This window comes from Solibacillus sp. iso_87 (genome assembly GCF_056173085.1).
In genome coordinates this window covers 3,517,540-3,530,353 of sequence record NZ_CM149656.1, presented here as the reverse complement: position 1 = coordinate 3,530,353, position 12,814 = coordinate 3,517,540, and the positions used below count along the sequence as shown (strand labels likewise).

13 protein-coding genes are annotated in these 12,814 nt (G+C 38.7%); 8 read left to right on the top strand and 5 right to left on the bottom strand.

Annotated elements, in window-relative coordinates; genetic code table 11:
* Positions 1-58 precede the first annotated feature (58 nt).
* Positions 59-1,309 carry a phosphoribosylamine--glycine ligase gene (gene purD, locus AC0VXV_RS18045; protein WP_475529549.1) on the top strand — a complete coding sequence of 417 codons (1,251 nt, stop codon included), beginning with the start codon at positions 59-61 and terminating at the stop codon, positions 1,307-1,309.
* 53 nt (positions 1,310-1,362) lie between these two features.
* Here purD and AC0VXV_RS18040 read toward each other — a convergent pair whose 3' ends face one another.
* The 4 genes from AC0VXV_RS18040 to AC0VXV_RS18025 all read right to left on the bottom strand — a co-directional run bounded on the left by AC0VXV_RS18040 (position 1,363) and on the right by AC0VXV_RS18025 (position 3,782).
* The gene (locus AC0VXV_RS18040; protein WP_475529548.1) at positions 1,363-2,133 is read right to left on the bottom strand and encodes a multidrug ABC transporter ATPase; all 771 of its coding nucleotides are present in this window, start codon (positions 2,131-2,133) and stop codon (positions 1,363-1,365) included.
* A gap of 14 nt (positions 2,134-2,147) precedes the next feature.
* Complete coding sequence (locus AC0VXV_RS18035) at positions 2,148-2,390, bottom strand: hypothetical protein (RefSeq protein WP_475529547.1); 243 nt, start codon at positions 2,388-2,390, stop codon at positions 2,148-2,150.
* A 65-nt stretch (positions 2,391-2,455) separates the two neighbouring features.
* On the bottom strand, positions 2,456-3,028 hold the full coding sequence (locus AC0VXV_RS18030; RefSeq protein WP_475529546.1) for a hypothetical protein: 573 nt from the start codon (positions 3,026-3,028) through the stop codon (positions 2,456-2,458).
* Positions 3,029-3,149: 121 nt separating this feature from the next.
* Positions 3,150-3,782 carry a BMQ_0737 family morphogenetic spore coat protein gene (locus AC0VXV_RS18025; protein ID WP_475529545.1) on the bottom strand — a complete coding sequence of 211 codons (633 nt, stop codon included), beginning with the start codon at positions 3,780-3,782 and terminating at the stop codon, positions 3,150-3,152.
* A gap of 250 nt (positions 3,783-4,032) precedes the next feature.
* Between AC0VXV_RS18025 and AC0VXV_RS18020 the strand changes: the two genes are divergently transcribed.
* A complete protein-coding gene (locus AC0VXV_RS18020; protein ID WP_475529544.1) occupies positions 4,033-5,043 on the top strand; it encodes a hypothetical protein in 1,011 nt (336 codons plus the stop codon).
* Between the two features lie 170 nt (positions 5,044-5,213).
* Positions 5,214-5,831 (top strand): exosporium glycoprotein BclB-related protein, encoded by a 618-nt coding sequence (locus AC0VXV_RS18015; RefSeq protein WP_475529543.1) that lies wholly within the window; start codon positions 5,214-5,216, stop codon positions 5,829-5,831.
* A 126-nt stretch (positions 5,832-5,957) separates the two neighbouring features.
* Here the strand turns inward: AC0VXV_RS18015 and AC0VXV_RS18010 are convergent, their stop codons facing one another.
* A complete protein-coding gene (locus tag AC0VXV_RS18010) occupies positions 5,958-6,188 on the bottom strand; it encodes a YgaP-like transmembrane domain (RefSeq protein ID WP_079523760.1) in 231 nt (76 codons plus the stop codon).
* Positions 6,189-6,501: 313 nt separating this feature from the next.
* Between AC0VXV_RS18010 and AC0VXV_RS18005 the strand changes: the two genes are divergently transcribed.
* The 5 genes from AC0VXV_RS18005 (at position 6,502) to pcrA (ending at position 12,804) form a co-directional block, all read left to right on the top strand.
* Positions 6,502-8,235 (top strand): adenine deaminase C-terminal domain-containing protein, encoded by a 1,734-nt coding sequence (locus AC0VXV_RS18005; protein ID WP_475529542.1) that lies wholly within the window; start codon positions 6,502-6,504, stop codon positions 8,233-8,235.
* A 27-nt stretch (positions 8,236-8,262) separates the two neighbouring features.
* On the top strand, positions 8,263-9,321 hold the full coding sequence (locus AC0VXV_RS18000) for a DUF3048 domain-containing protein (RefSeq protein ID WP_475529541.1): 1,059 nt from the start codon (positions 8,263-8,265) through the stop codon (positions 9,319-9,321).
* A gap of 18 nt (positions 9,322-9,339) precedes the next feature.
* Entirely contained in the window at positions 9,340-9,654 is a 315-nt protein-coding gene (locus AC0VXV_RS17995) for a YerC/YecD family TrpR-related protein (RefSeq protein WP_008408714.1), read from the top strand.
* 166 nt (positions 9,655-9,820) lie between these two features.
* Positions 9,821-10,510 carry a heptaprenylglyceryl phosphate synthase gene (gene pcrB / locus AC0VXV_RS17990; RefSeq protein ID WP_475529540.1) on the top strand — a complete coding sequence of 230 codons (690 nt, stop codon included), beginning with the start codon at positions 9,821-9,823 and terminating at the stop codon, positions 10,508-10,510.
* 35 nt (positions 10,511-10,545) lie between these two features.
* Positions 10,546-12,804 carry a DNA helicase PcrA gene (gene pcrA, locus AC0VXV_RS17985; RefSeq protein ID WP_475529539.1) on the top strand — a complete coding sequence of 753 codons (2,259 nt, stop codon included), beginning with the start codon at positions 10,546-10,548 and terminating at the stop codon, positions 12,802-12,804.
* The last annotated feature ends 10 nt before the right edge of the window (positions 12,805-12,814 follow it).

Genomic DNA, 12,814 nt, shown 5'->3' with positions numbered 1-12,814 from the left:
CGCCTAAAATTTGGCGGGCGTTTTTTTTATCCATCTTTCTATAAAAGGAGACGCTAATATGAACATTCTTGTAATCGGTAGTGGTGGTCGTGAGCATGCGATCGCGAAGCAATTCAACAATGCACCATCTGTACAAAAGGTATTCGTAGCACCAGGAAATGACGGAATGAAGCAGGATGCACAAGTTGTTGCCATAGATGCACTAGATTTCGCAGCACTTGCACAGTTTGTAAAAGAAAATGATATAGCTTTAACATTTGTAGGTCCGGAGCAGCCATTAGCAGAAGGAATCATTGACTACTTCAATGAGCAGGGCTTGGTTATTTTCGGTCCAACAAAAGCGGCGGCTAAAATCGAGGGTTCGAAGTCTTATGCAAAAGAGATTATGAACAAATATAGTATTCCGACGGCAGCGCATGAAACATTTACGGAAGCTGATAAAGCGGTTGCTTATATTAAAGAACAAGGTGCGCCAATTGTAATTAAAGCGGACGGGTTAGCTGCCGGAAAAGGTGTTATTGTAGCGATGACAGAACAAGAAGCAATTGAAGCTGTGGAAGATATGATCGGTAACCAACGTTTCGGTGATTCTTCTTCCCGTGTTGTTGTGGAAGAGTTCCTCGATGGCGAAGAATTCAGCTTCATGAGTTTCGTACATAAAGGGCAAATTTACCCAATGGTCATTGCTCAAGATCATAAACGTGCATATGATGGCGATAAAGGACCAAATACAGGTGGAATGGGTGCTTATTCACCAGTACCACAAATTTCTGAGGACATTGTAAAAGTTGCGTATGACACAATCGTAGAGCCAACTGTAAAAGCTATGGATGCAGAAGGGGTATCATTCACTGGTATCCTGTATGCAGGCTTAATCTTAACTGCGAAAGGCCCGAAAGTAATTGAGTTCAATGCACGTTTTGGTGACCCGGAAACACAAGTTGTGTTACCACGGATGGCTTCAGACTTCGGTGAATTTATGATGTGCTTAATGAACGAGCAGCCATTTGATTTACAATGGAAAGAAGAGGCTATGCTAGGAGTTGTTGTTGCGGCTGAAGGCTACCCGGGTGATGTAGAAAAAGGAAATGCTCTACCGGAGCTTTCAGATATTGAACTGCCGGTATTCCATGCGGGGACAAAACTTGCGGGTGACCAGTTCGTCGGTAACGGTGGCCGTGTGTTATTAGTGGCGTCAGAAGCAGCTACGTTAAAAGAAGCGCAGGAAAAAGTATATGCTGAACTTGCAAAAAAGGAATGGACGAATTTCTTCTTCCGCAAAGATATTGGTTGGAGAACATTTAAATAAAGGAGAGGCGATACGTGCATACGTGTCGCCTTTCCTACTCTCTAAGCTGTCTGTTATATATCACCTTTTTTATGTTTCTCAATCTCAATGGCGAGTAGTAGTAACTTGTCATCAAACTCATCCAGTATACGTAATTTTTCATCAAGCTCTGTTTCAAAACTGGTTGCTTGAATGAATAGATTATGGAGCTGGTTTTCAAGGTTGATTCGGGTTACGGATTGTTCATTAGTTGGAGAATTATTATTATGTTCAGGCTCTTTTATTTGTGCCATTTCTTCAAGGGTAGAATAAATTTCATCGTTTTTATCTTTAATGTTTTTTAATAGATCGTGCTGTTGATTGATCGTTTCACGTAGAGAAAGTAATTGTTCATTATTACTGTTCATGAAAGAACGCAGTAAATGATCAAGTTCTTCTACGGCCTGTATATAGTTTTCTGAACGGGCAACAGGAGTTTCGGCTGTTTTTTCGATTGTTTCTTTTAACTGTTTGTTTTCTTTCTGTAAGTTTTCTTTTTTTTCCACAAGTGATTCAATGGAAGAAATCAGTTTTATTCTTTGCTCCTCGCGTAACTGAATATTTTCATGCAGCTCGCTAAGCTCTTTTTCAAAGCTCTTCCTCAACATCATTAATTCCAGTGAAAGTTCTTTTTTCTCATTTACTAACTGACTCAGTTCCTGCTCAAGACTATTTACCATTGAATAATAGTCCATACTTTGTAGGGTGGATATTTCGTTTTGATATTTCGCGATTTCTGATTTTAAAAAGATGATGGTTTGCTGTAATTGTAGTAAATCCTTATTTTTCACGCTTTCAATATCCACATGGTTCCCTCCTATCAAGTCATATCTTTCAGTAAGCCTATAATCTCCTGAAATTCTTTTTCATTTTCATTAATGAGCTGATTTATTTTTTCTACAGCTTTTTTTTCATCTTCTTCACTGACAGGATATGAAGTTTCATATTTATTGTTTGATAATAAATAGGCCAATAATAAATTGAGTGAACCTTTTTCCAGAAAAATAAAGCTATTATTATTTTCCTGGAGCTCATCTTTTATCGATGAAAAATGTTCTTTCATGAATTGCTTTAATATCTTTTCAATTGTTAGTACTTCGGATTCTCCTTGTTTATCTTCAAATTCGTTTATGTTGTTTCCTCCTGTTCCAAATGAATGACGCTTAAATTAATAGGGTTTACAACAGCAATCCCATCTTGAAACTGATCACAATAAGTGAAGCCTGTGATGCTTCCGGCATAAGATTTATTTGGGGACCATCTTATCTGGAAATTTGTAAAAGAAATGATTTCGTTCGGCTCGATTGATGTTTTGCTAACTGGTTTAAGCCAGTATTCGTTTTTATTCGGCGTTTTTGAGAATCGCAACCATTCATTCTGCCCTTTTAGCCTTTGTTGGAGCTTTTCATGTACATACCGACCACTAAATGAAAAAGGTGATGATTCAGGCAATGTTATACAAATAGAAGGGTTTAGTAATGGTTCATTACCGATATTGTAAATATGATAAGAGCCTAAACATAAACTCTCCTGATCTAATTGATGGGATATATTAAAAGTGGAAGTGAAATAGCTAATAACCTTGGTGTTGTTGGAGTTAGGGAGTTTTTCGATGAGTTCTTTTATTTCGTGGAAATAGGTTTGGGTTTGATTTTGCAGCGCATTTAACTTTACCTCGAAAGGGTGGGAGCTTTTGGGCACTGGAAATGCCTCCTCCTTACGGTTAAATTTTATTTGCTTATGTAAGCAAAATAAAGAAAGGGTGTTTCTCCCTTTCTTTATTATATGATGATGCAGTTGGTGATAACACTGATTCATAATATTATGGGAAAACAACAGCACAGTTGTTAGGGCGAGATGCTGGTGAACAAGCAAATGGTAAATCTGCTCGTGGTTCACAGTAGTCTGCCAAAAATTCTACTGTCACTGGGAATGTTGATTGAATGCTTTGGCAAACTGCGATTGAAAGTGATAGGTTTTCAAATGTAATTGTCCCGTCTCCATTGTTGAAGAATGGACCAGTTGAGCATACGAAGCAATCAAGATCTGTATATGTCACATCAACATTTGTCCCTTTAGGTGCACACATTACAACATGTTCACAGCGTGAAATTTCAAATCCGTTACTTGTGTAAGTTGTTCCATTTGCTAACGTGATGCAAATTGTCACAGTGAAGTTCTTTTGAATCATAAGCTGCTGTAAATAAACAGATGTTCCGTCAATCGTAAATGTACGATTTTCACGGCTCATAATAACAACAGGGTTAACTGCTGATGGTACTACTTGGCATGTAACTTGCGCTCCTCCGACAACTGCATCTACTGGCAAACCTGGAAAAGTAATTGGGCTTGTTGGAGTGAATTCAAACGACATATCTTTCACTACCCAGTCATAAACTTTTTCCACATTGATACAGATAAGTTCTTGTTGTTGCGATGGCATTTGTTCCTTCATGTTCTTGTCACCTCCTTCTATATTTTTATCTTTCGTTTGTATTTTATGACGCTTAAATAGAAGTGCATAGGCAAAGAAATAGTTTAGCTATTGGGAATTCTGTAAAACAGGTTCCTTGGAAGAATGAAAGCTTATAGCCTATATGTGTGACTTTATAATTAAAAATGACAGCAAAGGTGAAGTGTTGTCACATACATCAGTTAACGTCAATAAAATATGAAGAGATGCGGATTGAAAGGGGTGAATGATAATGGAAGAATCCACAACCTATACTCTCCAGGAAATCGAAAAGTTGAAATTGAAAATCTCTGGGTACAGAAATACATTGATGACACTGAAAATGGGGACATCGTTTGAAGATTTTCAAATGATGAAGAATGAATTCGAAACATTAAAAAGTCAATTAGCATATATTGAAGACTTAACAAAAACAATGGAAGTAAAACAACATACTCAAAATGTAATATATGAAGAACAAGCAAGACAATTTGAAATGCAGATTGCTTCATTAAATAAGACGGTTGAAGAAATGGGTAAAGAAATTGTATTAATATCGAAGAAGCTAAATAATGTTAAAGAAGAGAAGGCGGAAGAGGTAAAGAAAGAGCAGCCGTTAGCTGAAAAACCAAGTACGCCGAAGCCGGCCAGTACGATGAAATATATTCATAACGGAACTCCGGAAAATGTACCTGCACCGTCCCTGCCGAATCAACCATCGTATATACAGTTGAGAAATTTAACAAATCAAGTCATCCAACTACAAAATGAAGAAGAGAAGACAAAACCGGAAGAGCGTATAGAATATAATGCAGATCAAATTGATGATCGTTATTTTAATCAGCGTTATTTCCAGACAATCAACCAACAGACACATCAAAATGTAAATAGAAATTCTTTGAACAAAGCTTCTCTCAAACCTAATAAATCATCAAAAGGTGAAGTCGCCTTTTTGCCGAATTTAAATAAAGCCTCTAGTTCCTCTGAGCCAGCGAATGAGCCCGAAGAAACGATTCCTACACTAATAAGGAATGTAACTGAAAGTAGCATCGTAAGTCCTGAACTTCATGAAGTAGAGTCTATAAATGAAAAAATACAAACAATCGATTTAAGTGATGTAAATGAAGGCAGTTCAATGAAGGAAGATGCACAGCCGGAAATTTTTGAATTATCGATTGAAGAAAGCATAAATAATACAGATTCTGGAGAAGAAAAAACGAAGAAACAGTGGAATTCATCATTCTTTAATATTTTTCGAAAATAAATAGAAAACCATTTTAAAATCATCCTAGTGATAGGATGATTTTATTTTTTTGCCCGAACAAGCTGTCAATTTGCTGATTTAAAAAACTAAATTCAAAATTTGATTACTAGTTAATTGCCCTTGGATTCTATTGATTGGTGAATAGAATAATTGCGAAGGAGGTGAAAATTATGTGTATGTGTTCTAAAAGTATGAATATTTGTAATATACAGCCATGTGGATCAAACTGTGTTAACCTAGGACCATTCAGAGCTGTTAGACCGGGTTGTACACCACCAAATACAGGATCGATCATTCCATTCTCTTCTGGTATTACGGCAGTTGCTTTAACTACACTTGTTGGAGGATTAGTTGGTACATCGAGTTTAATTGGATTTGGTACTGCGATTCCTGGGGTAACAATTGTAGGGAATACACTTGACTTAACAGGTGTATTCACTGAAGCTTTTTCAGTTCCACGCAATGGCAGTATTACAGCAATTTCTGCATCATTCACTTCACTAGCTGCGCTTGATCTTGGTTTAGGATCTGTCTCGGTTACTGCTCAAATTTACCGTGCACCTGCAGGAAGTTCGATCTTCACTGCTACAAATGCTAGAGTTACGTTGACACCACCATTTACAGGCCTTCTATCTATAGGTCAAACATCATATGGATCAGCAAATGTGCCACCAGTTCCTGTAGCACAAGGTGACCGTTTAGTAATGGTTTACTCACTTACTGGAACAGGAATCACTGTAGTTACTGCAATTACAGGTACGGCAAGTGCTGGTATTACAATTTCTTAATTTTAAATATAAAAAATCCTAATAATACGTAGAAAGCGCTATATTCAATCGAACAATATAGCGCTTTTTTTTTAATGTGAACACTGACCATACATAAAATTAATCAACATACCCTAGATCCACCTCTTAATCATTGACGGGCATCATTTCGTTCATCTGTTCTGATTTGGCCATTGCGACTACTGGACAATATTGATAATATCCTTCGGCCACTTTCATTGAGCCGGCAAGAATCATCATACGACCAACTGTACATTGAGGTTTATGAGCAATTCTCCCGACACCAAATGCGGTCATTGCAACACCGCACATCATACGGATGAAAGCGTTTGTTTCAGAAATATTGGGGGTTAGCAATTATACTTCACTCCTTTTTTTAGAAAATTTCAAAATTATTTTGGAAACACTTTGCTTTATGAAAGTGCTATGTTACGATTAATTCACCAAAAGGAATATTGTAGCAATTGCCTACATAAAGCAAAATATATTGAATTAAGTATGTGTTTTTCTTTTAAATTGATACGCATTAATCTAGCTTCAGCAGCTGTTATAGACAATTGCTGAAGCTACTTGAATCGCAGCAGTATATTTTTTAGAGCTGGTATAAGCATCTTGGAAAAGTTATGAGCGTCCTTATATTATGGTGGAAAAGTTGAAAGGAGTGCAGAATATGCCGGAAATTAGTTGGAAGTTAAGTAATATTCGAGAGCAAGTGAGTATCATTGATGGGCATGCTGCTCCGAGTCTAGTTTTAAAAAATGCAAAGTACTTACATAGTATGATGAAAAGTTGGACAACAGGGAACATCTGGATATCCAATGACCGCATCATTTATGTTGGGAAGGAACTGCCTGCAAATGTAGAAGGTACAGAGGTTATTGATCTGGTCGGAAAAGTAGTTGTACCAGGTTATATCGAGCCGCATGTACATCCTTTTCAATTGTACAATCCCCACAGCTTCGCAGAATTCAGTGCACAGACAGGCACGACTACATTCATTTCAGACAATATGACTCTTGTTTCTTTAATGAAAAATAAGAAAGCGTTTTCTTTTATGGATGAGCTTGCTAAATTGCCATTTTCATTTTACTGGTGGAGTCGCTTCGATTCACAAACGGAGCTTGAAAATGAAAGGGAATTATATTCAAATGCCTCAGTATTGGAATGGCTTGACCGTCATGACGTACTGCTCGGCGGGGAACTGACAGGATGGCCACGTTTGATGCGCGGGGATGATCAAATGCTCTACTGGATTCAGGCAGCTAAGCATAAGGGGAAAAAAATCGAAGGACATTTACCGGGAGCATCCGAAAAAACGTTGGCTAAAATGCGTTTACTAGGAGTCGATGGTGACCATGAATCAATGACGATTGAAGATATTGAAGCGCGTTTGCAGCATGGTTATGCTGTAACTCTCCGCTATTCTTCAATTCGCCCGGATTTGCCGCATTTATTAAAAGCGGTTGTCGATAAAGGCTACGAAATATTTGATCAGTTAATGATGACGACAGATGGATCCACACCGAGCTTCCATGAAGATGGTGTGATGGATAAATGTATTAGGGCCGCCCTTGAAGCAGGTGTGCGTCCGGTTGACGCTTATAATATGGCAAGTTATAATGTTGCACGCTATTATAATATGTCAAATCTGCATGGGCTGCTTGCTACAGGACGTTATGCAAATATTAATATTTTATCGGACGAATATTCGCCGACACCTGAAGCAGTCATTTCAAAAGGAGTATGGCTAAAGCGCGACAATAAAGATTTGAAAGCATTTCCGGAAGTTGACTTATCACTATTCGGTAATTTGAAAATTGATTTTGATTTGCATGAAGGAGATTTTCAATTTTCGATGCCGATTGGCGTTGAAATGGTGAATGATGTTATTACGAAGCCGTATAGTATAAAAAATCTCGGACATCATCATCATACATTATCTACAGAACATGATGAAAGCTATTTAATGCTAGTTGACCGGAATGGGAAATGGCGCATTAATACGATGATTAAAGGATTTGCTACACATGTAAAAGGCTTTGCTTCATCGTATTCCAATACTGGAGATATAATTTTAATCGGAAAATCGATGCACGATATGCAGCATGCGTTCCGAGAACTGAAGAAAATGAATGGCGGGATTGTGCTTGTTGAAGATGATCAAATCGTAACAAGTATTCCTTTAACATTGGCCGGCTCTATTTACGATGGGACAGTGGATGAAGTAATTCCGCTTGAACTGGAATTGAAGAGTGCTTTGAAAAAACGTGGTTATCACCATACAGATGCAATTTACACATTGCTGTTTTTACAATCGACACATTTACCATATATTCGAATTACGACACGTGGGATTTTTGATGTCATGAAAAATAAGGTTATGCTACCTGCTGTAATGCGATAAACCTATAAAAATGAGAGGAGTAGCACGATGAAACGCAGTATATTTATGTTAGCGCTATTAGGCATAACCTTAACGACAGGTTGTTCCGATAAAGAACAAACAGAGGAACCTGTTGTAGAGATAGAAGAAACGGAAGTAGAGGAAGATATTATTGTAGCGGAGGCGGAAGAAATACTGCCATTTGTTACACCTTTTACAGGGGAACGAGTAGCGGAAGAAGTAACGATGCGCCCAATACTTGCAACGATCAATAACCATCCGCAAGCACGACCGCAATCTGGACTTGCACAGGCGGATGTTGTATATGAAATGCTGGCGGAAGGTGATGTGACACGCTTTTTAGCACTTTACCAGTCTGAACTTCCTGAATCTATCGGACCGATTCGTAGTGCGCGATCGTACTTTATTGATATCGCAAAAGGGCTTGACGCGTTTTATATTGCGCACGGATACAGTCCTGAAGCGAAATCGATGCTTGAACAAAGAGTTGTCGATAATATAAATGGAATGCACTATGATGGTACTTACTTTAAACGTTCATCAACACGTGTGGCTCCTCACAATTCTTATATTTCAGGCGAAAATGTAAAGGCAGGTGCTGAAAAAGTGGGGACTTCACTACTTTATCAGAAAAAAGTGGCCTACCCATTTTATGAAGCCGAAGATAATGTTAAAATAGGAACAACGGCTAATGAAGTATCGGTAAAATACAATAATAGTGGTTCATTTAATAGTCAGTACGTTTACAATGCGGAAACGAATCAGTACAAGCGTTATTCTGCAAATGTAGAAACAATAGATTACGAAACAAATGAATCTATCGAATTAGCCAACATTTTATTTTTTGAAATGCCTCATCGAATTGTAGACAATGCTGGTCGACGCGACATTACAATTACTGGTGGCGGCAACGCGTATGTTGCCCAGGCAGGGATGATACGTGAAGTGAAATGGAAAAATGCAGATGGCCTGCTGGTGGCAGTCGAAGAAGATGGATCGGAAGTAAAGTTAGTTCAAGGAAAGACATGGATACATTTCGTACCAACATCTCCAGGTCTAGCGGCATCTGTTATATATTCAGAGTAGAGAGGAAATGGTGGGCACATGCAAATTGAAAAAATTCGCGGTCATCAAACAGATCAGTTGTTTAAAGCGGTCCTAGAGTTAAAAGATATTGAGGAATGCTATAAATTTTTCGATGACTTGTGCACGATTAGTGAAATTCAGTCATTGGCACAGCGATTTGAAGTTGCACATTTATTACGTTTGAAAAAAACGTATGAAACAATCAAAAAGGAAACAGGTGCTTCAACAGCAACAATTTCCCGTGTACGCCGTTGCTTTGATTACGGAAATGACACTTATGATGAAATGCTGGGCCGTCTTTATCCAGATGAAAAGCCATTTACGTCAAAGTAAAGAAGCGCCCGATCATAAATATATGAGCAAGCTTAAAAGACTGAGCAGATTTATCCGCTCAGTCTTTTAATATTTCATCGAATTTCGTTATACTAAGAGATGGTCAATAAAAACTAAGATAATGAAAAGTTCAATATAAAAAATTTGAGAATAGGTGGATATATTCATGGAATATTTAAACTGGAGACATGTATTTAAACTGGACCCTGCAAAGGAAATTTCGGATGAGGCATTAGAGCAGATTTGCGAATCGGGTACGGATGTTATTTTAGTTGGCGGGACAGATGATGTAACGTTGGATGGTGTACTGGATTTGCTCGTCCGTGTCCGTCGTTTTTCAGTACCTATTGCGCTGGAAATTTCGAATGTAGACAGCATTACACCGGGATATGATTATTACTTTATTCCGTCCGTGTTGAATAGTCGAGATACAAAATGGGTGAAAGATCTGCATCATGAAGCGATTAAAGAATACGGTGATGTCCTAATTTGGGAAGAGCTTGTAGCGGAGGGCTACTGTATATTGAATCCGGATTGTAAAGTAGCGCAAGCAACAGATGCGAAAACGGATTTGACGGTGGAAGATGTAGTGGCTTATGCACGAATGGCCGAAAACTATTTTAAATTACCGATTTTTTATCTAGAGTACAGCGGTGCATATGGTGATATCGAAATGGTGAAAGCAACAGCCGAAGTTTTAAATGAAACAAAGCTCTTTTATGGAGGCGGAATTAGGTCCGTAGAACAAGCGAAGGAAATGGCTGCATATGCCAATACCGTAGTTGTCGGAAATATTATTTATGATGATTTAAAAGTGGCATTAAAAACCGTACAAGCAGTAAAAAGTGTTATATAATAGGAACAAATGTTCTTTAGATAGGAAGGTGCAATATGGAGCATATAGCAAAAAATTTAGTAGCGGGTATGAATCCACAGCAAGCTGAAGCGGTGAAAACAACAGAAGGCCCGCTTCTGATTATGGCAGGGGCCGGCTCTGGGAAAACACGGGTATTGACACACCGTATCGCCTATTTAGTCGTTGAGCGTGAAGTGTATCCTTCGAAAATTCTGGCCATTACGTTTACAAATAAAGCCGCCCGCGAAATGCGTGAACGAATTGACGGGATTTTAGGAAACGGAACAACGGAAAGCATGTGGGTATCCACATTCCACTCGATGTGTGTTCGCATTTTGCGACGTAATATTGACCGGATCGGCTATTCGAAAAGCTTCTCGATTTTAGATAGTTCAGATCAGCTGACGGTTATTAAAAATATATTGAAGCAGGATAATATCGATCCGAAAAAATATGATCCGCGTGCAATTTTAAATACGATCAGTTCGGCAAAAAACGAGTGCATTACTGTGGACGGCTTTGAAGCGAACATGAATCCGCATAATCCATTTGAAAAGATTGTCGCACAAGTATATAAAGGCTATCAGAAACGATTAAGACAAAATCAAAGTCTCGATTTTGACGATTTAATTATGCTGACAATCCGTCTATTCAATGAAGCGCCGGACGTGCTTGAATTTTACCAAAACAAATTCCAGTACATTCACGTTGATGAGTATCAAGATACGAATAAATCTCAATACTTGCTTGTGCAATTACTTGCGAAGAAATTCCGTAATATTTGTGTTGTAGGGGATTCGGACCAATCGATCTATCGTTGGCGCGGTGCCGATATTTCAAATATATTATCGTTTGAAAAAGACTACAAAGAAGCAAAGGTTATTATGCTCGAGCAAAACTACCGTTCGACAAAGCGTATTTTACAAGCAGCAAACAGCGTCATTGAAAAGAATAAAGACCGCTATAAAAAAGTACTGCGAACAGAAAATCCAGAAGGCGAAAAGATTCAGCTTTACAAAGCGGGAAATGAGCAGGATGAAGCGCAGTATGTCGTACGTACGATTCAAAAGCTTATGAAGGACGAAGATTACAAGCTGGATGATTTTGCGATTTTATACCGTACAAACGCACAGTCACGTGTAATGGAGGATGTGCTCGTAAAATCGAATATGAACTACCAGATCGTTGGCGGTACAAAGTTCTATGATCGTAAAGAGATTAAAGACTTGCTTGCTTATTTGCGTTTAATTGCGAACAATGATGATGACTTGTCGCTGGCGAGAATTATCAATGAACCAAAACGTGCGATTGGTGCGACTTCATTTGATAAAATGCTTGTCTATGCGATGGAACGCGATCGTTCGATTTTCGATGCGATGGATGAGCTTGTATTTATGGGGCTTTCTGGGAAAGCAGCTACTTCCGCTGAAAATTTCTACAATATGATTCGTTCATTAAGTGAACGTCAGCAGGAATTATCGGTAACAGAGATTGTGGAAGAAGTGCTTGAAAAATCAGGATACCGCCAAATGCTGAAAGCGGAAAAATCGATTGAAGCGGAAAGCCGACTGGAAAATATCGAAGAATTTCTAACGGTAACACAGGCTTTTGAAGCGCGCAGTGAAGACCAGTCATTAGTAGCCTTTTTAACAGACCTGGCACTCATTGCAGATATTGATTCTTTAGATGAAGAAGAAAAGGCAAAAGGTACGATTATTTTAATGACGATGCATGCCGCAAAAGGGCTGGAATTCCCTGTTGTGTTCATTATTGGGATGGAGGAAAATATATTCCCGCATTCACGTTCATTGGAAAGTGAAGATGAAATGGCCGAAGAACGACGCTTAATGTATGTCGGTGCGACTCGGGCAGAACAGCGTCTTTACTTGTCTTGTGCGGGCTCTCGTACAATTTTTGGTCGTACAGGCTACAACGCCCCATCACGTTTTTTACGCGAAATTGATGAAAATGTGTTAGAGCAAGTTTCAAAAGCAAATACTACTTCATATCGTGATGATTCATTACCGTTTAAATCGAACAGTTATGACCGTATGCCGAAGCGTTCATTAGGAAGTGTGCAGGCACCTGCTTCGCAAACGTCACGCCTAAATTCTACTGGCGGGGATAAGTTTGACTGGAAAGTAGGCGACAAAGCTGCCCATGGTAAATGGGGTGTCGGTATGGTCGTAAGCGTAAAAGGTGAAGGTGATGGTATGGAACTGGACATCGCTTTCCCATCACCAACTGGAATAAAACGTCTACTAGCGAAATTTGCGCCGATTACGAAAGCTTAGGAGGAACACT

Coding starts and splice junctions, on each gene's coding strand:
- purD (WP_475529549.1), top strand. CDS start 59: ATGAACATTCTTGTAATCGGTAGTGGTGGTCGTGAGCATGCGATCGCG.
- AC0VXV_RS18035 (WP_475529547.1), bottom strand. CDS start 2,390: ATGAAAGAACATTTTTCATCGATAAAAGATGAGCTCCAGGAAAATAAT.
- AC0VXV_RS18025 (WP_475529545.1), bottom strand. CDS start 3,782: ATGAAGGAACAAATGCCATCGCAACAACAAGAACTTATCTGTATCAAT.
- AC0VXV_RS18020 (WP_475529544.1), top strand. CDS start 4,033: ATGGAAGAATCCACAACCTATACTCTCCAGGAAATCGAAAAGTTGAAA.
- AC0VXV_RS18015 (WP_475529543.1), top strand. CDS start 5,214: ATGTGTATGTGTTCTAAAAGTATGAATATTTGTAATATACAGCCATGT.
- AC0VXV_RS18005 (WP_475529542.1), top strand. CDS start 6,502: ATGCCGGAAATTAGTTGGAAGTTAAGTAATATTCGAGAGCAAGTGAGT.
- AC0VXV_RS18000 (WP_475529541.1), top strand. CDS start 8,263: ATGAAACGCAGTATATTTATGTTAGCGCTATTAGGCATAACCTTAACG.
- AC0VXV_RS17995 (WP_008408714.1), top strand. CDS start 9,340: ATGCAAATTGAAAAAATTCGCGGTCATCAAACAGATCAGTTGTTTAAA.
- pcrB (WP_475529540.1), top strand. CDS start 9,821: ATGGAATATTTAAACTGGAGACATGTATTTAAACTGGACCCTGCAAAG.
- pcrA (WP_475529539.1), top strand. CDS start 10,546: ATGGAGCATATAGCAAAAAATTTAGTAGCGGGTATGAATCCACAGCAA.